The sequence below is a fragment of the Serratia odorifera genome, from assembly GCF_041448735.1.
Lineage (GTDB): Bacteria > Pseudomonadota > Gammaproteobacteria > Enterobacterales > Enterobacteriaceae > Serratia_F > Serratia_F odorifera.
Window position 1 is genome coordinate 1,004,181 of sequence record NZ_JBGMUT010000001.1, and the last position, 22,160, is coordinate 1,026,340.

A 22,160-nucleotide genomic window follows, 5' to 3' on the forward strand; every position below is an offset into this window, starting at 1 on the left:
CAAATATCAGGATGCCAACCAGGCAAATTCATGAAAGCGGTAGCCCATCATCATGCCGGACGGCCAGGCCTCCACCCCTTTCACCTTGTTGCTGTGCCCGTCCAGCGAGCTGATAAAGGTGGGGATTATGGTGCCGCAGTGGTCATGGATCAGCTGCTGCATATCGCCATACATCTGCTTGCGTCTGGCCTGATCGCGCTCCCCGCGTGCCGCAGCCACCAGTTGGTCGAACTGGGGATTTTTCCAGCCGGACTCGTTGTTGGGCGCGTCGGACAGATAGAACTGCGAAAACAGCAGATCGAGGGTCGGCCGTGGGTTGATCGAACCGTAGCCCAGTGGATCCTTGGTCCAATGGGTTGACCAGTAGCCGTCATACGGCACGCGCCGCACCTGGAATTTGATACCCGCCGCACGACCGAACTGCTGGATCAACTGGCCACCTTCCACCGAGCCCTCAATATTCTGGGTCGTGATGATCTCCACGCTGGCGCCCGCCATACCGGCTTTTTTAAAGTGGTATCCGGCTTTTTCCACGTCCAGCGGCCGCTGCGGAATGTCCTGATTGAACATCGGATGCCACGGCGGTACCGGGGTATCGTTGGCCACCTGGCCAAAGCCCTGCATCACCGTTTTCACCATGATCTCGCGGGGTTGCAGATACTTCATGCCCAACACGAAATCCTCGTTGCTGCCGGGTTTCATGTCGGTGCGCAGGATCAGGTTGGTGTACATGCCGGATTTGCTTTCCAGCACGCCAAACTGCCCGGATTGACGCAGGCGCTTGACGTCGTTGGAGGTCAGCGTGGCCACCATATGCAGGTCGCCGGACATCAACGCATTGACGCGGGCGGCCTGATCGGTGACCCCCATCAGCTCGACCCGATCCAGATGCGGCAGACCCGGTTTCCAGTAGTTGGGGTTCTTTACGCCGACGGTGCTGACGCCGGGAGTAAACGACGTGCAGACGTACGGGCCGGTGCCGACGGCTTTACTGAAGTCTTTGGTGCCGTCCTGCAGGATCAGGAATGGGCTGGTCGCCAGCACGGTGGGAATGTCGAAGTTGGGTTGGGTCAGCACCAGCGTGACTTGCGTCGGGCTGGCGGCGGTGATGCTGGCGAACTGCTTCGCCTGTGAAATGGCGGTCGAGGCGACGGCCGGATCCTGATGACGGCTGAGTGAGAACACCACGTCCTGTGCGGTCAATGATTTGCCGTCGTGGAAAACCACTCCCGGACGCAGTTTGATGTGCCAGGTGATGCCGTCGCTGCTGTCGAGTGATTCCGCCAACGCCGGATGTGGCAGCAGTTTGCCGTCCAGTTCGGTCAGGCCGTTGTAAAACATAAACTGGCGCGTATAGTCGCCGCTGTTATTGCCCTTGGCCGGATCCAGCGTATCGGTGGCTGAGGCATTGGCCACGGCAGCGCGCAGCTTGCCGCCTTTGACCGGCGTTTCTGCCGCCATGCCAAGCGACGGGAAACCCACCAGACCGGTGCTCATCAGCGCGCCGGCCGACAGCAGCTTCATCATGCTGCGGCGTGATATCGCCACGTCGGCGATCGCCTGGGTTAACGATGGGGGAACACGGCTAAATTCTTTACGAAATTTACTCATCTGTACACCCTCAAAATGAAACGTTAGATAGTCAGGAGAGCCGGTCCTTAGCCTTGTAATACCAGCCCGCAACGGGCAAAAACCACGGTTTGCCAAAATAGCCGGGCAGCGCCGGCCAGCCGTCACGCAGCCACGGGTTATCAGCCGGTTTTTCCGCCAGCAGGTCGGCCATCACGCGTCCCATCCACACCGACATCTGCGTACCGTGTCCGCTGTAGCCCAGCGAGTAGAACACCCCGTCCTGTTCGCCGGCGTGCGGCAGGCGATCGGCGGTCATATCCACCAGACCGCCCCAGCAGTAATCGATCTTCGCCGTGGCCAGTTGCGGGAACAGCCTGCTCATTCCCGCCTGCAACACGCTGCCGCTGCGGGCGTCCGAGGTCGGGTTGCTGATGGCAAAGCGTGCCCGCCCGCCAAACACCAGGCGGTGGTCGGCGGTAGTACGGAAATAGTTGCCAACGTTCAACGAGGTCACGCAGGTACGGTTGTTGGGTAGCAGCGACGCCAGTCGTTCCGCCGGCAGCGGTGCGGTAACGACGATAAAACTGCCTACCGGTACGATGCGTCGCTGGAACCAGCGAAATGGCCCCCGATTGGAGCAGCCGGTAGCCATCAGCACCTTTTCGGCGACAATCTCGCCCTGCGGCGTCGCTACGCGGTGGCGATAGCCCGTAAGGCGCGTCAGGCCGGTCACCGGGGTGTCTTGGTAAATCGCCGCCCCACTGCTGGCTGCCGCCTGCGCCAGACCGACGCCAAACTTGCCCATGTGCATCTGACCGCCGCGATGCTGGATCAGCCCACCGTGAAAGGCGGCGGAGTCAACTTCGTGGCGGATCCGATCGGCGCCCACCAGTTCTACCTCGCGATCGACGCTACTGCGCAGCGCCTGATACGTCGCTTGCAGTGCCGGAAAGTGAGACGCCTTGCTGGCCAGCTTGATCTTGCCGGTGCGCAGGAAGTCACAATCAATGTTTTCCTGTTGCACCAGTTGTTCCACATAGTCCACCGCATCGGCGAACGCCCGGTAGTAGCGACTGGCCTGCTCCATTCCACGGCTGGCGACCAGCGAGGCAAAATCCTGCGCTACGCCGGTATTGCAGTGCCCGCCGTTGCGCGCCGAAGCCTGACTCATCACCTTGGCGGCTTCCAGCACCACCACCTTCAGCCCGCTGCGAGCCAGATTCAGCGCCGCCGAGATGCCGGTAAACCCAGCGCCGATCACCACCACGTCGGCGGTAGCGGGCAGCTCACCTTGCGCCGCACCGGTAAACGCCGGTGCCGTTGCCTGCCAGAAAGATTCCAGTTTCATCACCCTGCTCCTGTGCGGGTTACAGACCCACCACGGCCGCAAGACCGCCAATGTCGCGGATTTCGCTATAGCCGTAGTACGGCGTGCCCGGTTCGTGACCACGGTTGACGAATACCTTGTGGACGATGCCCAGATCGTGCGCGGTCATCAGGTCGTAGCGCAGGCTGGATGAGACGTGCAGGATCTCGTCCGGGCCGCAGTTGAGCTTGTCCAGCATGTATTCGAAGCCCTTCATCTGCGGTTTATAGGCGCCGACCTCTTCGGCGGTGATGGTCATATGGATTGGCGCGCCGAGCCGTGGCACGTGATGGGCGATCAACCGGTCGGTGGAATTGGTCAGCAGTACCAGCGGGAACTCGCCGGCCACCCTGGCCAGGCCCGCCGGCACGTCCGGATGTGGTCCCCAACTGGCGCAGGCGGTCATGATGGCCGCGCTATCTTCAGCGGTACAGGTCACGCGCCATTTGTCACAGGTGCGCTGCAATGCATTGCTCACCACCTGCGGGTAAAGCTTGAAGGCTCCCAGCACTTCATCCAGGCGGTAGCGGGCAAAGTCGGTGGTAAACGCGCGCAGGTTTTCCGCGCTGATGCGATCGGCAAACACGCTGGCCGCCGCACCGGCCATATCGAAGTTGATCAGGGTGCCGTAACAGTCAAAGGTGATAAATTTCGGTTTAAACACAGCCATGACGTTTCCTCTTCGGATGAGTTAAAAATCGATCAGGACACTCTTGTAACGCCGGCAGGCCTCGAACGCCTGGCGGCCCAGATCCTTGCCAATGCCGGAGCCGTGGAAGCCGCCGGTAGGAATGATAAAGTCGCCGGAACGGCCGTAGCGGTTGATCCACACCGTGCCCGCCGCGATGCCGCGCATGGCGCGTAACGCGCGCTCCAGACTCAGGGTGTGCACGCCGGCGCACAGCCCGTAGGTAGGATGAGCGGCCAGCGCCAGTCCTTCGGCTTCGTCATCGAAAATCTGTACGGTCAGCACCGGTCCGAAAATCTCTTCCTGTAGCGCCGGGCTGTCGGTGGTGACGTTGGCGATCAGCGTCGGCTGCCAAAAATAACCGTCGCCGGTAGCATCAAAGCGTTGACCACCGACCAGGATCTCCCCACCTTGCTGACGTGCGGCATTGACGATCTGCTGTACCTTGTCAGCCTGACGGGCGTCGATCATCGGCGCATAACGGCTGTTTTGATCCCAGGTCACGCCGGGGCGGAAACCCTGACACAGCGCTACCAGGCGGGCAATCAGCGCGTCGGCGATGCCACGCTGCACAATCAGCCGGGTGCCGGCGACACAGGCCTGGCCGCCATTGGCGGTAAATCCACGCACTATGCGTTCGGCGACGCGGTTCACCTCTCCGGCATCGTCAAACACCAATTGCGGGCTTTTACCGCCCAGCTCCAGCGTCACCGGTTTCATGCCGTTGAACGCCGCGTCGCTCATGATGCGCGCGCCGGTTTGCGTCGAGCCGGTAAACGACACTTTGCGCACCAGCGGATGTGCCACCAGGGCGCTGCCGGTCAGCGCGCCGCTGCCTTGTACAATGTTGAGCACTCCCGCGGGCAACCCAGCCTGCACCGCCAGTTCTGCCAGCCGAACGGTGGAATAAGGCGTCAGTTCGGACGGCTTGAGCACCACCGCATTGCCGGCAGCCAGCGCCGGGCCGCATTTCCAAGAGGCCATCGACAGTGGGAAGTTCCACGGCGTAATGGCACCAATCACGCCATAGGGCTCGGGAACCAGCATGCCAAGACTGGCATCTTGCGTGGGGAACACGTCACCGCTGTATTTGTCCGCGCACTCGGCATAAAAGCGGATGGCGTCGGCGGTAAACGGAATTTCGTGGTTGACCACGTCGTGGATCGGTCGGGTCGAACCCAAGGCTTCCAACTGCGCCAAGCGTTGGTCACGCTGGATCAGTTCGGCCCAGCGCATCAGTACCGCCGCGCGCTGGCGCGGTGAGCAATGCGACCAGCCGCTCTCCGTTACCGCCCGATCGGCGACGTTGACCGCTTCATCGACCAGTGCGGCATCCGCCTGCGCCAGTTCACCGGCCAGGCGTCCGTCGGAAGGACGCTTTACCGCCAAGCCGCTTCCTTTGCCGCTCAGTTGCCGGCCGTTAATGTAGTGGCCAGCGGGAAGATCAACGCTATCGGGATCGAAACTTAACATCGTTAAATCCTTAAATTTATCGGCTGGTGGAATAATCGTGTACGGCACTGGGGTAAATATCCGCCCTGACATTTTCACGCGCTTATTCACTTAATGCAGAAAGTATGCCAGCCAGTGAAAAAATAAAAATGCGTAAAAAGGGGCTGAAAAAAATTTTATGCCGTAATCCAGGGTGAAATTTCATCGATAAACCGCAATGGTAAATAGATGATTTACATCACAATATAAGCGCACCATCGCAGGGCAGAGTTGTTATAATGCTGCACCAAATAAGTCAGCGCGGCTGCCAACCGCCGGCGGTAGTAAATAGCATCACGCCCGTGGGAATTAATCCGCACGGGCGTGTTAAATGAATGACTGCGATTAATTTCAGCACAGACTGCCAAAATGAAACGCTTTAATTTCAAGATATTCATCAATGCCGTAATGGGAGCCTTCTCGCCCGACGCCAGACATTTTTATGCCACCAAAGGGCGCGACTTCCAACGAGATGGCGCCGGTGTTGTAACCCACCATGCCAAACTCCAGCGCTTCGCCAACCCGCCACGCGCGGCGCAGGTCTTCGGTAAAGAAATAGGCGCCCAGACCATAAGGCGTATCATTGGCCATGGCGATCGCCTGCTGTTCGTTGTCAAACACGAATAACGGCGCTACCGGGCCGAACGTCTCCTCGTGGGCAATGCGCATCGCGGCGGTAACTTCACCCAACACCGTGGGCGCCACAAAATTGCCCTCTCCCTGCATGATACCGCCGGCCAACAGCGTCGCCCCGTGGCTGAGCGCATCATCAATATGCCCATTGACCTTGGCCACTGCCGCCGCGTTGATCAGCGGGCCGAGGGTGCTGTCTGCACTGAAACCATCGCCAACGGTCAGTTTCGCTACGTCAGCCAGCAGCCGCTCGACAAAACGCGGATAGATGCCGCGCTGAACCAGAATGCGGTTGGCACACACGCAGGTTTGACCGGCATTGCGGAATTTGCTGGTCATCACGCCGGCAACGGCGATCTCCAGATCGGCATCGTCAAAGACAATCAGCGGCGCATTGCCGCCCAATTCCAGGCTGAGGCGTTTGATGCTGTCGGCACTTTGCTGCATCAGCAGTTGCCCCACGCGGGTGGAGCCGGTAAAGGAGATTTTGCGTACCGTGCGACTGGCGGTCAGGGTGGCGCCAATCTCCTGCGGCAGACCGGTGAGGATTTGCAGTACCCCGGGCGGGAAACCGGCGCGGGTGGCCAGTTCCATCAGTGCCAGCGCGCAGAGCGGCGTCAGCTCCGACGGTTTCACCACGATTGGGCAGCCGGCCGCTAGCGCCGGTGCTACTTTACGGGTGATCATCGCAATGGGGAAATTCCACGGCGTAATCGCCGCAGCCACTCCTACCGGCTGTTTCAGCACCATAATGCGCCGATCGCCACTCGGGGCGGGGATGGTTTCGCCATAGATGCGGCGTGCCTCTTCCGCAAACCATTTAACGAAGCCGGCGCCGTACAGCACTTCACCCTTGGCCTCGGCCAGTGGTTTGCCCTGCTCAGCGGTCATCAGCGTGGCCAGATCGTCGGCGTTGGCGAGGATCAGTTGATGCCAGTTCTCCAACAGCTGCGCGCGCTGGGCATTGCTGGTTTGCCCCCAGTGATGGCGGGCGGCTTCGGCAAAGGCAATGGCGCGGGTGGTTTCGGCGGCGCCGAGTGCCGGCACCGTGGCCAGTATCTCGCCGTTGGCAGGATTGGTTACCGACAGCGTTTCCCCACCGTCGGCGCTGGACCAGCTACCGGCAAAGAAAGCCTGTTGGCGCAGCAGTTGTCGATCGTTCAAGCGTTGAGCAAGCATAGTGTCCCCCTTTTTCAGCGTAGTTTTTACTCTAGCGAAGTACGGGTAACGATGACTGCGTAATGCCGGCTCGCGGTGAAATCGTGCAGCGGTTTTTCAGTAAGGAACAACATTTTATGCCGAGGGCCACCGCAATGCCGGTCAGGCCGGTGCCAGGCTCGGGTCATTTTGATCGCGCTACGTAAAATCTGTTGGCGGTGGCGTGGCATGATCCGCCAGATTTATTGCAGCGGCATCATCATTATGTCCAGTTGAATGTCATTTATTACATTTATGTTTCATGGTGACGCCGTCACCCCCACCAGACGCATGGCCAGCGGTTAAAACCTCCGCGAAAAGGGCAATTTTCAAACCAAATAACCCGTTGATTAACATGGGGAAAACAATTAATAAATCTAAATACAATTAATTATTGAGTACAACCTTAAAAAGCCATATATTGGCCGCGCTTTATGCATGGCCCATTTACTTTTTAACCTGTTTATTCAACTGCGGCGTGCTGATAACCCCGGTTGTAGGAGAGATATGATGACGGATAAAGTCCGTATTGATACTTTAGGTGCGAATACATTAAACGGAAACAACGAAACCTATTTGGCGCGACAAGCTGAATTTGAGTCGAACGTTAGGAGTTATCCACGTAAGTTGCCGTTGGCGATTGCCAAAGCACAAGGCGTTTGGATTACTGATGTTGAAAACAACCAATATCTTGATTGTCTGGCAGGTGCCGGTACGCTGGCGCTGGGTCATAACCACCCTGATGTTCTGCAAAGCATCCAAAATGTCATTACTAGCGGCTTGCCGTTACATACCCTCGATCTGACTACGCCGTTGAAAGACCAGTTCTCAGATTATCTGTTGTCTTTATTGCCGGGCGCTGGCGAAGAGTATTGCCTGCAATTCTGCGGCCCTTCCGGCGCTGACGCCGTTGAAGCCGCACTGAAGCTGGCCAAGAAGCATACCGGCCGTAGCGGCGTGATCAGCTTCTCCGGCGGCTATCACGGCATGACCCATGGCGCGCTGGCGGTAACCGGCAACCTGTCGCCGAAGGCGGCGATCAACGGCATGATGCCGGAAGTCCAGTTTATGCCTTACCCGCACCAGTACCGCTGCCCGCTGGGTATCGGCGGTGAAGCCGGTGAGAAAGCGCTGACCTATTACTTCGAAAACCTGATCAACGACGTTGAAAGCGGCGTGCGCAAACCGGCAGCGGTGATCCTGGAAGCGGTGCAAGGCGAAGGCGGCGTTAACCCGGCGCCGGTCGAATGGTTGCAACGCATTCGCAAGGTGACGCAGGAGCACGGCATTCTGCTGATCATCGATGAAGTTCAGGCTGGTTTCGCCCGTACCGGCAAGCTGTTTGCCTTTGAGCATGCTGGCATCGAGCCAGACATCATCGTCATGTCGAAAGCGGTTGGCGGCGGTCTGCCGTTGGCCGTGCTGGGTATCAAAAAGCAGTTCGACGCCTGGGAGCCTGGCCATCACACCGGTACCTTCCGCGGCAACCAGTTGGCGATGGCGACCGGTCTGACTACCCTGAAGTTCCTGAAGGAAAACCAGGTGGCGGCCAAAGTGGCCGAGCAAGGCGAGTGGCTGAAAGGCCAACTGGCCGAGCTGCAAAAACGTTATCCGGTGATTGGCCACGTACGCGGCCTGGGCCTGATGATCGGTATCGAGATCGTCAAGCCGGAGCAGCCGCAGGATCATATGGGGTGCTACCCTGCCGATGGCGAGCTGTCTGCCCTGTTGCAGAAAAAATGCTTCGAAGCCGGTCTGATCCTGGAGCGCGGCGGTCGCAACGGTTGCGTGCTGCGTCTGCTGCCTTCGCTGTTGATCACTAACGATGAACTGAACATTTTCCTGGACAAGTTCGAGAACGCCCTGCTGTCCGCTGGCGTCCGACCGGTTTGAGTGGAGTAAATTGGTAATGTCCGAGTCAAACCCGATTCTGGCGGCGTCTGCGCACAGCACCGAAGCCTACCAGCAAGCGATCGCGCAGACCTGCCAGGCGGTAGTGCAATGGCTGCAACAGCCCGAGATGTATCAGGGCAAAACCGTTGCCGAACTGCGCGAGCGTATCCGGCTTGATTTTAACCCTCAAGGCCTGGGTAACCAGGCCGCGATTGAGCGTGCGATTGAGTACTTTCTAAAAGACAGTCTGTCGGTGCATCACCCGCAGTGCGTTGCGCACCTGCACTGCCCGAGCCTGGTGGTCAGCCAGGCCGCCGAAGTGCTGATCAACGCCACCAACCAGAGCATGGACTCCTGGGATCAAAGCCCGTCGGCCACCATCATCGAGATGAAGCTGATCGAATGGCTGCGCACCCAGGTAGGTTATCAGGCTGGCGATGCCGGGGTGTTCACCAGCGGCGGTACCCAGAGCAATCTGATGGGGTTGATGCTGGCGCGTGACGCGTTCTTTGCGCGTCAGGGACATTCTGTCCAGCAAGATGGCCTGATCGGCGACCTGCGCAAGATTAAGGTATTCTGCTCCGAAAACGCCCATTTCTCGGTGCAGAAGAACATGGCGTTGCTCGGACTGGGCTATCAATCCGTTACGCTGGTTAAAACCGATCGCTTTGCCCGTATGGACGTCAACGATCTGGCCGACAAACTGGCGCAGGCGCAGGCCAACGGTGAGCAGGTGCTGGCGATTGTTGCCACCGCCGGTACCACCGACGCTGGCGCCATCGATCCGCTGCGGGCGATTGCCGGCTTGGCGGCCGAGCATCAGATCTGGCTGCACGTTGATGCGGCCTGGGGCGGCGCGCTGTTGCTGTCGGAAAAGTATCGCGACTATCTGGACGGTATTGAACTGGTGGATTCCATTACCCTGGATTTCCACAAGCAGTTCTTCCAGACCATCAGCTGTGGCGCCTTCCTGTTAAAAGAGGCGCGCCATTATGAACTGATGCGCTATCAGGCGGCCTATCTGAACTCCGAGTTTGACGAGGCTCAGGGCGTACCTAATCTGGTATCCAAGTCGTTGCAAACCACCCGCCGCTTTGATGCCTTGAAGCTGTGGATGGGACTGGAAGCGCTGGGGCAGAAGCAATACGCGGCGATCATCGATCACGGCGTGACCCTGGCACAACAGGTTGCACAGTATGTCAGCGAGCAGCCGGCGCTGGAACTGGTGATGCAGCCGCAGTTGGCCAGCGTGCTGTTCCGTTATCGCCCTGCCCAGCTGGCGGCGGCCGGCGATGCGGCGGTGGCGTTGCACAACCAGAAAATTGGTGATGTGCTGCTGGAGTCAGGGCGTGCCAACGTCGGCGTTACCGAGTTTGCCGGCGTAACCTGCCTGAAGCTGACGCTGTTGAACCCGACGGTGACGCTGGAAGACATCAAAGTGCTGTTGGCGCTGGTTGAACGCACCGCTCAGGAAATCCTGGCGGCGTAATCTGCCCGTTGTTCCGCATCACGAAAAAGCCACCCGTTCAACTGACGGGTGGCTTTTTGTTTTCAGCGTAGCTAGACGGGTATCAGCGTGGTTACAGGGGGAAATGATTGGCATTGATATCGAACGGGCTCGCGTCGACCACTTCCACATGAACCGCAAAGTCGACCGTGGCGTCACCGTCAACATCGGCGGCTGCAGGTGTGTAATACCAACTGTCGCAGCCAGTGGTGGGCAGGTTCCATCTCCATACGCGGGTGCCACATTTGCGACACGGTTATGCCGTGAGTTTTTACCGGCAGTTCAAACGCCTGTAGCAGCGCCATGCCTGGCTCTGCGTTGCGCAAATAGGACGCCGGCACCAGCGCCACCAGATCGGAGGCCTGTGCCACCGCCAGCGCCGCCGGGAAGCTCGGCACTACGGCGGCAATGTTGCGCGTCAGCCCCTGTTCAGCCAATGCCTCGTCGACCGGCCCATAAGGCTGGCCTCGTCGCGAGGCGACCACATGGTCGCATGCGGCGTAGTCTCTGGCGCTGAGGGTTGCAGCCACCGTCAACGGGTGCCCGCTTCTGACCACGGCAACAAAACGATCGTCGAACAGCCGCTGGATGCGGATTTCCGGCCCCATATTCCCCAGCACGCCAATTTCCAGGTCCACCAGCCCCTCGCGCAGGTAGCGCGCGGTTTTTTGCGGTTTAGGCGCAAAGCGCAGCCGCACCCGCGGCGCCGCCTTGGCCGCTGCGGCAATCAACGCAGGGCCAAGCGTCTCGACAAAGCCGTCATTGGCGCGAATGACGAAGGTGCGATCCAGTTGCGCCAGATCCAGCGCCGAGCTGGCCGGTCGCAGCAGTGCCAACGCCTCGCCGGCGGCATGTTGCGTACGGTCGCGGATCTGTTCGGCGTGCGGCGTCAGCACCATATTGCGCCCAGCCCGTACCAGTAACGGATCGCCGGTAACGCTGCGCAGGCGAGCCAAGGTTCGACTCATCGCCGAAGCGCTCAGGCCAAGACGCTGCGCCGCTCTGGCTACGCTGCCTTCAGCCAGCAACGCATTTAGCGCAATCAGCAAATTAAGATCGGGTTCAGCCATCGGTGGACGCTCGTGGTGGGTGGCAAGATAAGGCGTTTGGTGCAGGTTATAACTGCAAATGCTGCGCCTTCCGCCTCTTATCCTACAGGGTTATCTTGGCACTACCAACTATCACTACCACGGAGTGCTGCTGATGGAACTCTTCTCCAACCAGCCAAACGATGAAGGACTGCCGGGGCGCGAACGTGGCCTGGCAATGCTAGCGGTCATGACCACCACCACCATGGTGGTTTTTGACGGCACCATGGTTAATATCGCGTTGCCGCAAATGGCCCAGGCGCTGGGCGTTTCTGCCGCCGCTACGGTGTGGGTGGCCAACGGTTATTTGCTGTCGGCTGCCATGACGCTGGCAATCTTTGCCGCGCTCGCCAGCCGGATCGGTTTTCGCAGCCTGTTTCTGTTTGGTCTTGGCGTGTTCACCCTCGCGTCTTTGGGCTGCGCCCTGTCGAGTTCGTTGGAGATGCTGATTGCGATGCGTCTGTTGCAAGGCGTTGGCGGTGCCGCCACCTTGAGCATTGCGCCGGCGATCCTGCGCTCGATTTTCCCCAACCGCCTGCTGGGGCGCATATTGGGCATCAACGCGCTGCTGATCGCCAGCATTACCGCCATTGCACCGATTGTCGGTGGTACCCTGCTGTCGGCCCTGAGCTGGCAGTGGCTGTTCGCCCTCAATCTTCCACTGGGGATGGCGGCTCTGACGCTGGCCTGGCGCGCCATCCCCGGTACCGCGACCTCGCGAGAGCCGTTTGACGTGGCCGGCGCGCTGCTGTCCGCCGCGAGCCTGGGGGCGTTGATCATGTTGGCCAACAGCTTTTCTGATGCAGCAGCGTTTAGCGCCAATTCGCTGCTTTCCGCGCTGGCTTACGCATTGGTTGCGTCGATAGCCGGGGTGGCCTTTATCCGCCGTCAGCGCCGGGCGCCCAAGCCGCTGTTGCCACTGGCGATATTCGCCTCGACACGCTTTTCATTAGCCGCATTAACCTCGTTGGCATCGTTTGTCAGCCAGGGTATTACCTTCGTGGCCCTGCCGTTTTTATTTCAGCAGGTTTACGGCTATAGCGCGCTGTTTTCGGCACTGCTGTTCACCCCCTGGCCGTTGGGTATCATGCTGGCCGCGCCTCACGCCGGTCGCCTGGCCGACCGCCATTCGCCAGCGATGATTTCCACTCTGGGTTTGGGCGTGTTTGCCGTCGGTCTGAGTCTGTTGGCGTGGTTGCCCGAAGCGGCCTCTGCGTGGGATATCGGCATGCGCAGCCTGGTGTGCGGCATCGGTTTTGGCTGTTTTCAAAGCCCCAATAATCGCGAAATGTTGTCAAACGCGTCGCGGGAAAACAGCGGTTATGCTTCCGGCGTGCTGGCGATTGTGCGCACTTTCGGCCAGTGCCTTGGTGCGGCGTTGGTGGGGGTGATGCTGTCGGTTGCCGCGCATTCAGGCGCCACGGGCATGGGAATCGTCACGGTTGAAGCCCAGGCGGTACGTTTGAGCCTGTGGCTGGCGGTGGCCACTACGCTGTTGGCGGGCGCGTTCAGCGTCAGCCGTTTGCGCAGAATCGGCGCCCAACGGCAAAACCGGGCGTAGTACACGGCCCCAGAGGGATAGCGTGGCCTGGGTATGCGGCGCAGCAGTGTGTCCCGCCAGACGTCGCCGTCATCCGCCGTGATTGCGGCGCTTGGCGACAGCGCTTGCGGCTGGCGCAGCCGGAAATGAAGAAAACAGGCGTCGAACAAGAGCGTCATTCCCGCCCACCATACATTCTAAAGTGATTAACCCAGCCACCGCCGTGTGCGATGTTTTTATCTCGCTGGCGCTGGAAAAACCGGGACTAGAACGTATATTGCGCAATGTCAGTAGCGCAAGGCCAATGGTCCACAGGCAAAAACGGCGGATGCCTCGCAGTTTAGGGCCAGTGAATGAGAGTGCGTAGTCAAGCCCGTCGAGTAAAGAAGCGTGTGCCAAGTCTATCAACTCATTAATAACGGCTGCCAATACAGGATCATTTTGATCTCGACTCAGTGAGCTGCGATCAACGCCATGTCGAGCAAGAACGTCTTTTGGCAGCCAACAAATCCCGCGGTTATGGTCTTCCCACAGATCTTTAAGAATATTGGTCAATTGTAGCCCTTGACCAAACGAACGTGACTGGGCGTACAGGGTGTGACGATCGCAGGCTATAGCTGGCTCATATTCAAGGAATAAATCGGTGAGCATTTCGCCGACGACGCCTGCCGCGCAGTAGCAATAGTGCTGTAGTGATACCAGTGACGGCAAACCGTCCGCCCGGGCAATGGCGTGATACTGTGCCATGCCAGCCAGCATAATCTTGATGCAGCGAAAAACGGCATCCTGTTGAGGTTGGTTGAACTTGCCAGTGATATGCAGAATTTTTGGAAAATGAAGGAACAATTTTCTCTCGGCGTCTGGCGTGGCGTCAGATAGCCGCTGAAAGGTGTTGTCTGCGAAAGGCTGTATTGGCGTTTTCCCTTGCACTACATCTAAAAACGCCAGCCCGATGTTGTGGTTATCTTCAGCAGAAATGGTGGGTTCATCTTCGATGGTATCGGCCATTCGGCATAATAAATAGGCATTGATGACAACAGGTTGTAATTCGGACGGCAGTTGAGGAATGGTCAGCGCAAAGGTTCGCGACACTAGCGGTAACATGCCATTCTGAAATGCCATCGGTTCGGATGAGGGGGACGCGAAAAGTGTGGCGTATCTTGCTAACAAAGCACGTTTCATAACAGCGTCTCCAGGCCCAACTTGCTTAACACGACTGCTCCTTTCAAGATAAATTGATGCGTTAACCCCGGCATAAGCAAAAGAGTCTGTACCGTGCAGCCAAAGGTGAACGTCAGGAATAGAGAGCCGTTGCCAATTGATGATAGCAAGTGCGGATGTGCGACCCTTAACCTCAAGGCTCAACCAGCTGTTAATGCCAAGGGGATTTAAATCTAGAATAAAACCCCGACTAACGCCAGCTTTGTAGCGCTTTTATTTCAATGGGTTAAGGTTTTATGGCGCAGCTATTATCGGATCTGCCGTGCAGAGGCACCCCCTTGATTTAACCACCAGCCCGACGATGCGGGCTGGCCTGCCGTTTAGCGATCGATGCCGTTGGCGTTTACTCGCATGCCCTTTGCCGTCCATGCAGGCGGTTTGCGATACAGTAGCGGATAGGCGATAGCGGTAACTACCAGGCTGATTACCCAGGAGATATCGGTGCCCGGCAGCAGATTGGCATACGGACCGGCAAAAAAGGCGTTATCGACAAACGGCAATTGCACCACGATGCCGCCAAAGTAAACCAGCAGAGCCCGGCGGTTGATCAGGCCGTAACGACCGCCGTCGGCGCTAAAAATCGATTCGGTATCATAGCGTTGCCGGTTAATCAGGTAGAAGTCGATCAGGTTGATCATGCACCAGGGAATCAGCACCGAAATCAGGGCAAAAATCAGGTTGAGGAACACCTGGACAAAATTGGCCGAGGCCACCAGCGCTACCAGTACCGAGCTCACCAGCACCAGCAGTGAAAACAGAATGCGGATGCGCGCATTGGGCAACCATTGCGGCATAAAGGTCTGTACCGAGGTGATCAATGACAGCACCGCGCCATACAGATTCATCGAGTTGTGACAGATGATATTGACCAGAAACAATACCATCAAAATCGGCCCTAACCAGCCGGTGGCCTGGCGTACCGCCACCATGGCATCGTCAGTCCCCCCCACCAGATTGACGGCCACCATGCCGAAGACGAATGCCAGAATGGTGCCGCAGCAAGCCCCCAGATAGGTGTAGATAAAGGGTTGAAAAATACCCACGCTTTTGGGCAGATAACGCGAGTAGTCCGAGGTATACGGCGAGAAGCTCACCTGCCACACGGCGCAAATGCAAAAGGTGGCGAACCAGCCGGTGAGGCTAAAACTGCCCCGCTGCCAGAAGTCGGCCGGCAACGGTTGCGTCAGCATCAGCCACAGTCCGAGCAGCAAGGCACTGCCCATGATCCAGGCGCCAACCTTGTTGATCTTGTGAATGAAGTTATAGCCGATCACGCCAATCAGCGTCGCGACTATCGCGCCGATAATGGTTGCGCTACGGATCTCCAGCGCCGGGATCACGTTGTTGATCACCTTGCCCGACAGCGTGATGTTCGAAATGAAAAAGCCGAGATAAATCACCGTGGTGAAAACAATGACCAGCAGCGAACCGTAGCGGCCGAACTGTGCGCGGCTTTGTACCATCTGCGGGATGCCGACCTGTGGTCCCTGGGCAGAGGTGAGCGCTAGAAAAATCCCCCCAAACAGATGGCCGGCAATAATGGCCGTCAGTGCTGAAAGCACGTTCAGATGGAAAGTGTGAGTGGCAATCGCGCCGGTCACCACCGCCAGCGGCGCGATGTTGGTGCAAAACCACAGGGTAAACAGACTGCGGGCGTGGCCGTGGCGTTCGTTGGCGGGCACATAGTCAATTGATTTATCTTCAATAAGCGTTGTCTGGTCTGGCTGAGAATGCATATATCCTCCGCGTGGAGTGAATTATTATTTTTAACGGTTGTAGGGTTGTGGCTGGAAAAAATGCGCAGTTAACCGGACAACAGCGCGTGTTATCAGAGCCTGATTAGCCGAATGTGTATCTCCTGACGCCGGCGCGAGCAGGTGTCACAGCGGATTATTGCCCGCCATGGCGGGCATTTGACTGCCCGTCACGGCCAACGGTTAGCGCATGATGAAAGGATCGTCGATAGGATCATCACTGGTGCGCAGCCACACCGTTTTGCTGGTGGTGTACTCCAACGCCGCATCGAATCCGCCTTCCCGACCAAAGCCGGATTGGCCGTAACCGCCGAACGGCGCCAGCGGTGATACCGCGCGGTAGGTGTTGAGCCACACCACGCCGGCACGCAATCGGCGTGTGACGCGGTGGGCGCGCGTCAGGTTGCGGGTAAATATGCCTGCGGCCAGCCCGTACGCCGTTGCATTGGCCAGGCGCAGCGCATCGGCCTCATCCTTAAAGCTGAGTACCGACAACACCGGGCCGAACAACTCTTGTGTCACGCAGTCTGCTTGCGGATTTCGGCTGCAATCGATGATGGTTGGCGGGTAGTAAAACCCCGGCAGGTCAATTTCATGATGCCCGGTCACCAATTCTGCCCCCTGCGTTAGCGAACGGCTGACGATGGCATGAATGCGCGTTTTTTGCTGTAGCGTACACAAGGGGCCAAACTGCGTTTCCGGCTGCTGCGGCGCGCCAATAACGATACTGCGTGCCTTTTCGGTCAGCTTGGCCAAGAACGCCGATTTAATGCTTTCCGCTACCAGCAAGCGCGATCCGGCGACGCAGCTCTGCCCGGAGGCGGAGAAGATCGCCGCCACCTGCGCATTGGCTGCGCTGTCCAGATCGGCATCTTCAAATACCATAAACGGCGATTTTCCTCCCAGTTCCAGCGAGGTGCTGGCCAGGTTGTCGGCGCTGCTACGAACAATGTGCCTGGCGGTGTCGGCGCCGCCGGTAAAGGCGATATGATCGACCAACGGGTGCGCGGTCAGCACCGAGCCGCATTGTTCGGCAAAGCCGGTGATGATATTGCACACGCCGGGTGGAAAACCGGCCTGGTCGATCAGTTGCGCAAAGGCCAGCATCGGCGCCGGCGCGGATTCAGAGGCTTTAACCACCAGCGTACAGCCCGCCGCAATCGCCGGACCAATTTTTACCGCCGACAGAAACAGCTGGCTATTCCAGGGAATGATGGCGGCAACGACGCCAATCGGCTCGCGACGCACCCAGGTTTCCATATCCGCTTTGTCGATGGCCAACACGCTACCGGACATTTTATCGGCAATGCCGGCGTAATAGCGGTAATACTCGGCGACGTAGGCAATCTGCGCCTGCGTTTCGCGGATGATCTTGCCGGTGTCCAGGGTTTCAAGCCGCGCCAGCTCCGGCGCATGCTGTTCCAGCAGATCCGCCAGCCGCAGCAAGAGTTTGCCACGTGCGCTGGCGGTCATGTTGCGCCAGCGCTCACTGTGGAAAGCCTGATGAGCAGCCTCCACCGCGCGGTTTACCTCGGCGCTGCGCGCTTCCGCAACCTCGGCCCACGGCGTGTTGGTCGCCGGGTTGAGCGAGGGAAAGCGTGCCGCCCCGGCGTCAAACTGACCGTTGATGTAGAGTTTGAAAAATTCCATGCCGTCCCCCTAGTGAAACTCAGGCATCACGCCGTTGATGAAGCGCTCAAGCGAGGCTTTCTTGCGCTCGAAGCTCATGCCGCTGTCAATCCACAGGGCAAACTCTTCGTAGCCCAGATCCTGGTATTTCTTCAGTCGGGCGATCACTTCATTGGCGGTGCCGATCGCCAGGTTCTGGCGCATCGCCTGTGGCGAATAGTAGCTATTGGCGGCTATCTCTTCATCACTCAGCGGTTGCAGCATGCCCTGCGAAACCGGGCGCTCATTCTTGAACCAGGCGCCGAAATAATTGTAGAAGCGGTTGAACTCCACAGCGGCCTGCTGGGCGTCGGCCTCGTCCTCGGCAACATAACCGTGCTGCAACAGCATGATTTTCAGCGGCTGCTCCGGTTTGATACGTTGGCAGGTTTCTTTGAAACAGGTGACCAGCCGCACGATCTCTTCTTCTCCCTGATGCAGCGGCGTCACCTGGACGTTACAGCCGTTTTTAACCGCAAATTCGTGGCTGTTTGGGTCACGCGCCGCCACCCAGATTGGCGGGTGCGGCTGCTGTTTTGGCAATGGCGACGAGGTGGTTGACGGGAACGACCAGTACTCGCCCTGATGGGCATAATCGCCCTGCCACAGTTGCTTGACCGCCGGGATCAGTTCGCGCATGCGCTGGCCGGCATCCCAGGCGGTCAGCCCCGGCATCAGGCGCTCATACTCGTAGGAATAGGCTCCGCGGGCAATACCCAGCTCCAAACGACCGTCGGTGATGATGTCGGTCATCGCCGCTTCGCCGGCCAGACGGATCGGGTGATTGAACGGCGCGATGATGGTGCCGGTGCCCAGCCGCACTCGCGAGGTTCGGTGGGCGATATCCACCAGGTTGATGAAAGGATTGGGCGCAATGGTAAAATTCATGCCGTGGTGCTCACCGGTCCAGATGGCATGCATGCCTCCGCGGTCGGCAATTTCACACAGTTGCAGCATCTCCTCATAAAGTTTTTGCTGGGATTCTTCGGGTAACGTCCTTTCCATATGAACGAATAAAGACAGTTTCATCACTCACTCCCGATTACGGTTAGCTGGCAAATTGTTTGATGGCGCCTTGGTTCTCATCGCCGTAATAAATGCTGTAATTACCCACTGCGTTTTCACGCACAAAACGGTTCATCATCGATTGCAACGCGGTGTCTTTAATCGGCATTGCCGCCAGGCGGTCGAGCTTGAACCATTCGGCGTGGCGCATAGCGAGCGTCATGCTGCCGGACTCGGTCGGCAAGGCACACAGGAACACGATATGCTGTTTGTGCCGTAGACGATCGTCATAGATGGAATAGACAAAGCCGGGGTTGGCACCGATCTCCAACTGGTTCATCAGCAGATCCAGCGTTTCGCTGACGCTGCGCTCCCCCACCTCGCAACTCGGCAAGGCGTAGCCGCCGTCGGCCTGCTTGACCATCACCGCCTGGCCATCAAACTCAATCAACGCACTGACTACGACCGTTGGGCTGGTGATCAGCGATTCGGTATTCTGATATGGCGTGAAGTAGGCGCCGCGGTAATAGCCCAATCCGGCGGTGGCATTGGATTCGAACTGTTCGACCCTGCCGATCAAAATGGCGTGATCGCCGGCGTCCACCACCTGGTGCAGCGCGCAGTCAAACCACGCCGAACTGTGGTCAATCAGCGGCACCCCCGCGTCGCTCCAGCGCCAGTCAATCAGCGCAAAGCGATCGTCAATTCTCTGGGCAAAAATATTGGAGGTCTCTTTCTGCTGCTCCGACAGAATATTGATGGCGAAGTGGCTGCATTGCGTGAAGTTGTCCAGATTGGCCGAACGCTTGTCGATGCTCACCAGCAGCAACGCCGGATCCAGCGATACCGATGAAAACGAGTTGGCGGTAAAACCAATCGGCTTATTGTGCTTATCCACCGAGGTTACGACGGTGACTCCGGTCATAAACGCGCCAAAGGCGTCGCGCAGCTGTCTGCGTTTATCCGCGTCCATTGATCACTCCTTCAATATCGTTTTGGCTGGTCTGCCGCTGCGCCGTGGGTGATAAAAAACCGAGGATTTCGGCATTCACCCGCTGCGCATCTGTCAAACTGACCATATGTTTAGCGTTGTCGATAATCACCGCCCGCCCGTTGGGCGCGGCCAGTGCCATTTGTCTGGCCATCTCCGGACTGGAGTTGGCGTCGAATTCGCCGGTGATCACCAGCACCGGACAGCGCAGCGATGACCAGCGTGAGGCATAGACGCGATCGCCGGCGGCGAACGCCTGATAGGCACGTGCATAGCCCTGCAGATCTACCTGTTGCAGCCAATCGCCCACCTGTTCGCGCAGCCGTTGCTCGCCGGGGGTGGCGCTGAACCAGCGCGTCAGCGGCGAATCCAACTGGGCCTGGCCGCGCGACAGTTGTTCGGCACGATCTAAGACCGCCTGGCTGGCCTGCGGTGAACGCTGGAACACGCCGCTGATCACCACCGCATGGTTGGTGCGCTCGGGGTATTCAATGGCGAACCCGGCGGTAATCAACGCCCCCATCGAATGCCCAGCGACGGCAAAATCAGCCTCGGGCTGGGTGGCAAGAAAGTCCGCCAGCCAGTGGACGTAATCTTCAAGCGTTGCCGCCTGTCGAAAGCCGTCGCTCTGGCCATGGCCCGGCATATCGACGGCGATGACCCGGTAATCGCGGCTGAACGCTTCGAGCTGCGGATACCAGCACTCGGCGTTCATGCCGACGCCATGGATCAGTACCAGTGGCGCGCCTTCGCCCGCCTCCAGGTAGCTGACCTTCATGTTGTTAAACAGCTGCTGGGTTTTCCTGATCATGTCCTAACTCTTTCAAGTCCATATAACGGTTGCCGATACGATGATGAGGTCTGCCCCCCAGCGCCGCGCCCAAAGCAATCACGATTTCGTCGCTGAAAGGCGCGTCGTTGATGTTGAACTGGAACGTCAGGTAATGCTCGCGGCTCCCTTCGTCGTTTTTACCCATCATCGGGATCAGAATCGGCGCGTTGGCCGGACCGCGCGTATTGTTGAATGCCAGGTAGCTTTTGCCGTTCACCGCCGAGCGATAATGATTGCCAAAATGCAAGGTATGGATCAGCGCAGACGCATGTTCCAATTCGCCATCCAGGCCAACGACGGCGCTTTTGCCAAAGGCTTCGATACGATCGCCTGAACCGGCTTCATTGATGATAAGCCCGGTGAGCAATTCCCCTAACACCGGCGCCATTTCACGGATTTTTGGCGCCAAATCCTGTACGTAGCCCTGGCCGGCCCACGGGTTTTTGACGACGGCCACCGCGGCAATCATCACCAACGGCGTGCCAGCGGCCTTGCCGCCATCGCTGTAGGTCGTTTCGGTGATAACGAAGGTCTTACGAATATCTGGATGCATACAAACGCCTCGAAAGTAAATCAAATGTTAATGAGTTGTCTCGAGTTGAGGGTATATCATTCGATCGATTGGTATGTCAAAGTTTGGTATACCATAATACGGTATTCTTGTTTTTGTTGGCACGCCCACCCTGTGATAGTGGATTTTAATGATGAATTTTAATCAGTTAGCGGATATTGGCGGTAAGAATAGTCGCCATTGGTTACCGGCTGTCAGCGTTGCTTTAACGCCGAAAGATGGCGTGACAAAGCGTGAAAAAACGCCGATTGGCAAGGCGTTGCGGCAGGCAAATGATTTTTTATTCGCTAGATTACGATTCTGTGAGCCATCGCAAATTTACCCCTGTCGGACAGGGAACAACGTTTGTCGCAGGGAAAACCGTCGTTGATTTGGCGGAGGAAAGGATGTTAATACTAAACTGAATGGGCGCAATTAATTGTTGTTATAAAGATAACTGATAATCCTAAAAAATAGAGACAATCATGGTTCAACAGGCATCGTTGAAAATAGAAAATACCCCGGTAACGTTGCGTGAACTGGCGCTGGAAAAAGTCAGGCAGGCGATTATTGCGGGATATTTCCAGGCGGGAGATCGCCTGGTGGAACGCAGTTTATGCGACAGCCTGGGCGTCAGCCGCAGCGTAGTGCGCGAAGTGATTCGTTACCTTGAAGCCGAAGGGCTAATTGAAATTTTGCCCAAGAAAGGCCCTATTGTGGCTATTTTGACCTGGGAGGTTGCGGAGCAAATTTATAATATTCGTTTGTTACTGGAACAAAGTGCCGCTCACGACTGTGCACTGAATGCCAGCAAACAGGATAAGAAAATACTGCACGATAAATTAATGGCGATTAATCAGGCGTCAGCTGAACAGGATGATATTAAGCGCGTTGCCGCGTCGCAGGCCTTTTATGAAACTATTTTCCAGGTTGCCAATCATGCCATCGCTTGGGAAATCGTCCAGCGTTTGAACAGCCGCATCAGCCGACTGCGTGCGCTGACGCTGAAAAGCCCGGAACGGCAACTGGCCGGTTTTGAACGGATGACGCGTATTTATCACGCCATTGAACAAGGTGATGGGCAATTGGCCAGACAGGAAGTGCTGGAACATTTGACCGAAGCCTCTGCCCTGGCAAAACGTATCTTGCAACAGGAGTCCTGAG

Annotated in this window: 17 protein-coding genes; 4 read left to right on the forward strand and 13 right to left on the reverse strand. The window is 57.8% G+C overall.

The genetic code is table 11. From position 1 onward, the window contains the following. Nucleotides 1-6 precede the first annotated feature (6 nt). From ACCC84_RS04720 to ACCC84_RS04740, 5 genes are all read right to left on the reverse strand, one after another. Nucleotides 7-1,611, reverse strand: coding sequence for an ABC transporter substrate-binding protein (locus ACCC84_RS04720; RefSeq protein ID WP_004963081.1), 1,605 nt, complete (start codon nt 1,609-1,611; stop codon nt 7-9). Between the two features lie 31 nt (nt 1,612-1,642). After that, nucleotides 1,643-2,920: an NAD(P)/FAD-dependent oxidoreductase gene (locus tag ACCC84_RS04725; protein WP_371901596.1), complete on the reverse strand. Its 1,278-nt coding sequence runs from the start codon at nt 2,918-2,920 to the stop codon at nt 1,643-1,645. 19 nt (nt 2,921-2,939) lie between these two features. Then, nucleotides 2,940-3,608, reverse strand: coding sequence for a haloacid dehalogenase type II (locus ACCC84_RS04730; protein ID WP_004963073.1), 669 nt, complete (start codon nt 3,606-3,608; stop codon nt 2,940-2,942). 21 nt (nt 3,609-3,629) lie between these two features. Then, complete coding sequence (locus ACCC84_RS04735) at nt 3,630-5,099, reverse strand: aldehyde dehydrogenase family protein (protein WP_198773097.1); 1,470 nt, start codon at nt 5,097-5,099, stop codon at nt 3,630-3,632. Nucleotides 5,100-5,468: 369 nt separating this feature from the next. Beyond that, entirely contained in the window at nt 5,469-6,929 is a 1,461-nt protein-coding gene (locus tag ACCC84_RS04740; protein WP_004963067.1) for an NAD-dependent succinate-semialdehyde dehydrogenase, read from the reverse strand. 528 nt (nt 6,930-7,457) lie between these two features. Here ACCC84_RS04740 and ACCC84_RS04745 point away from each other — a divergent pair. Further along, nucleotides 7,458-8,840 carry a diaminobutyrate--2-oxoglutarate transaminase gene (locus tag ACCC84_RS04745; RefSeq protein ID WP_039992110.1) on the forward strand — a complete coding sequence of 461 codons (1,383 nt, stop codon included), beginning with the start codon at nt 7,458-7,460 and terminating at the stop codon, nt 8,838-8,840. 16 nt (nt 8,841-8,856) lie between these two features. Beyond that, nucleotides 8,857-10,329 carry a pyridoxal phosphate-dependent decarboxylase family protein gene (locus ACCC84_RS04750; RefSeq protein WP_371901597.1) on the forward strand — a complete coding sequence of 491 codons (1,473 nt, stop codon included), beginning with the start codon at nt 8,857-8,859 and terminating at the stop codon, nt 10,327-10,329. Between the two features lie 179 nt (nt 10,330-10,508). On the opposite strand, the gene ACCC84_RS04755 is transcribed toward ACCC84_RS04750, so the two are convergent. Further along, complete coding sequence (locus ACCC84_RS04755) at nt 10,509-11,417, reverse strand: LysR family transcriptional regulator (RefSeq protein ID WP_371901598.1); 909 nt, start codon at nt 11,415-11,417, stop codon at nt 10,509-10,511. A 133-nt stretch (nt 11,418-11,550) separates the two neighbouring features. On the opposite strand from ACCC84_RS04755, the gene ACCC84_RS04760 reads away from it, so the two are divergent. Continuing rightward, nucleotides 11,551-12,996, forward strand: a complete 1,446-nt coding sequence (locus ACCC84_RS04760; protein WP_371901599.1) for an MFS transporter — start codon at nt 11,551-11,553, stop codon at nt 12,994-12,996. A gap of 69 nt (nt 12,997-13,065) precedes the next feature. Here the strand turns inward: ACCC84_RS04760 and ACCC84_RS04765 are convergent, their stop codons facing one another. From ACCC84_RS04765 to ACCC84_RS04795, 7 genes are all read right to left on the reverse strand, one after another. Continuing rightward, nucleotides 13,066-14,157, reverse strand: coding sequence for a phytoene/squalene synthase family protein (locus ACCC84_RS04765; RefSeq protein ID WP_371901600.1), 1,092 nt, complete (start codon nt 14,155-14,157; stop codon nt 13,066-13,068). A gap of 359 nt (nt 14,158-14,516) precedes the next feature. Further along, on the reverse strand, nt 14,517-15,932 hold the full coding sequence (locus ACCC84_RS04770; RefSeq protein WP_004963046.1) for a purine-cytosine permease family protein: 1,416 nt from the start codon (nt 15,930-15,932) through the stop codon (nt 14,517-14,519). A 201-nt stretch (nt 15,933-16,133) separates the two neighbouring features. Then, nucleotides 16,134-17,600 carry an aldehyde dehydrogenase gene (locus ACCC84_RS04775; RefSeq protein ID WP_371901601.1) on the reverse strand — a complete coding sequence of 489 codons (1,467 nt, stop codon included), beginning with the start codon at nt 17,598-17,600 and terminating at the stop codon, nt 16,134-16,136. A 9-nt stretch (nt 17,601-17,609) separates the two neighbouring features. Further along, nucleotides 17,610-18,647 (reverse strand): LLM class flavin-dependent oxidoreductase, encoded by a 1,038-nt coding sequence (locus ACCC84_RS04780; protein WP_004963040.1) that lies wholly within the window; start codon nt 18,645-18,647, stop codon nt 17,610-17,612. Nucleotides 18,648-18,666: 19 nt separating this feature from the next. Beyond that, nucleotides 18,667-19,596 carry a flavin reductase gene (locus tag ACCC84_RS04785; protein WP_088499692.1) on the reverse strand — a complete coding sequence of 310 codons (930 nt, stop codon included), beginning with the start codon at nt 19,594-19,596 and terminating at the stop codon, nt 18,667-18,669. After that, nucleotides 19,583-20,425, reverse strand: coding sequence for an alpha/beta fold hydrolase (locus ACCC84_RS04790; RefSeq protein ID WP_004963030.1), 843 nt, complete (start codon nt 20,423-20,425; stop codon nt 19,583-19,585). The genes ACCC84_RS04785 and ACCC84_RS04790 overlap by 14 nt, the downstream gene beginning before the upstream one ends. Then, complete coding sequence (locus ACCC84_RS04795; RefSeq protein WP_198773094.1) at nt 20,397-20,999, reverse strand: amino acid synthesis family protein; 603 nt, start codon at nt 20,997-20,999, stop codon at nt 20,397-20,399. The genes ACCC84_RS04790 and ACCC84_RS04795 overlap by 29 nt, the downstream gene beginning before the upstream one ends. Before the next feature lie 482 nt (nt 21,000-21,481). Here ACCC84_RS04795 and ACCC84_RS04800 point away from each other — a divergent pair, with 482 nt between their 5' ends. Beyond that, complete coding sequence (locus ACCC84_RS04800; protein WP_004963020.1) at nt 21,482-22,159, forward strand: GntR family transcriptional regulator; 678 nt, start codon at nt 21,482-21,484, stop codon at nt 22,157-22,159. The last annotated feature ends 1 nt before the right edge of the window (nt 22,160 follow it).

Excerpts from the sequence above, each read along its gene's own strand:
- ACCC84_RS04735 (WP_198773097.1), bottom strand. The coding sequence starts at position 5,099 with ATGTTAAGTTTCGATCCCGATAGCGTTGATCTTCCCGCTGGCCACTAC.
- ACCC84_RS04780 (WP_004963040.1), bottom strand. The coding sequence starts at position 18,647 with ATGAAACTGTCTTTATTCGTTCATATGGAAAGGACGTTACCCGAAGAA.
- ACCC84_RS04795 (WP_198773094.1), bottom strand. The coding sequence starts at position 20,999 with ATGCATCCAGATATTCGTAAGACCTTCGTTATCACCGAAACGACCTAC.
- ACCC84_RS04720 (WP_004963081.1), bottom strand. The coding sequence starts at position 1,611 with ATGAGTAAATTTCGTAAAGAATTTAGCCGTGTTCCCCCATCGTTAACC.
- ACCC84_RS04800 (WP_004963020.1), top strand. The coding sequence starts at position 21,482 with ATGGTTCAACAGGCATCGTTGAAAATAGAAAATACCCCGGTAACGTTG.
- ACCC84_RS04760 (WP_371901599.1), top strand. The coding sequence starts at position 11,551 with ATGGAACTCTTCTCCAACCAGCCAAACGATGAAGGACTGCCGGGGCGC.
- ACCC84_RS04785 (WP_088499692.1), bottom strand. The coding sequence starts at position 19,596 with ATGGACGCGGATAAACGCAGACAGCTGCGCGACGCCTTTGGCGCGTTT.
- ACCC84_RS04770 (WP_004963046.1), bottom strand. The coding sequence starts at position 15,932 with ATGCATTCTCAGCCAGACCAGACAACGCTTATTGAAGATAAATCAATT.
- ACCC84_RS04730 (WP_004963073.1), bottom strand. The coding sequence starts at position 3,608 with ATGGCTGTGTTTAAACCGAAATTTATCACCTTTGACTGTTACGGCACC.
- ACCC84_RS04725 (WP_371901596.1), bottom strand. The coding sequence starts at position 2,920 with ATGAAACTGGAATCTTTCTGGCAGGCAACGGCACCGGCGTTTACCGGT.
- ACCC84_RS04765 (WP_371901600.1), bottom strand. The coding sequence starts at position 14,157 with ATGAAACGTGCTTTGTTAGCAAGATACGCCACACTTTTCGCGTCCCCC.
- ACCC84_RS04740 (WP_004963067.1), bottom strand. The coding sequence starts at position 6,929 with ATGCTTGCTCAACGCTTGAACGATCGACAACTGCTGCGCCAACAGGCT.
- ACCC84_RS04775 (WP_371901601.1), bottom strand. The coding sequence starts at position 17,600 with ATGGAATTTTTCAAACTCTACATCAACGGTCAGTTTGACGCCGGGGCG.
- ACCC84_RS04790 (WP_004963030.1), bottom strand. The coding sequence starts at position 20,425 with ATGATCAGGAAAACCCAGCAGCTGTTTAACAACATGAAGGTCAGCTAC.
- ACCC84_RS04750 (WP_371901597.1), top strand. The coding sequence starts at position 8,857 with ATGTCCGAGTCAAACCCGATTCTGGCGGCGTCTGCGCACAGCACCGAA.
- ACCC84_RS04755 (WP_371901598.1), bottom strand. The coding sequence starts at position 11,417 with ATGGCTGAACCCGATCTTAATTTGCTGATTGCGCTAAATGCGTTGCTG.
- ACCC84_RS04745 (WP_039992110.1), top strand. The coding sequence starts at position 7,458 with ATGACGGATAAAGTCCGTATTGATACTTTAGGTGCGAATACATTAAAC.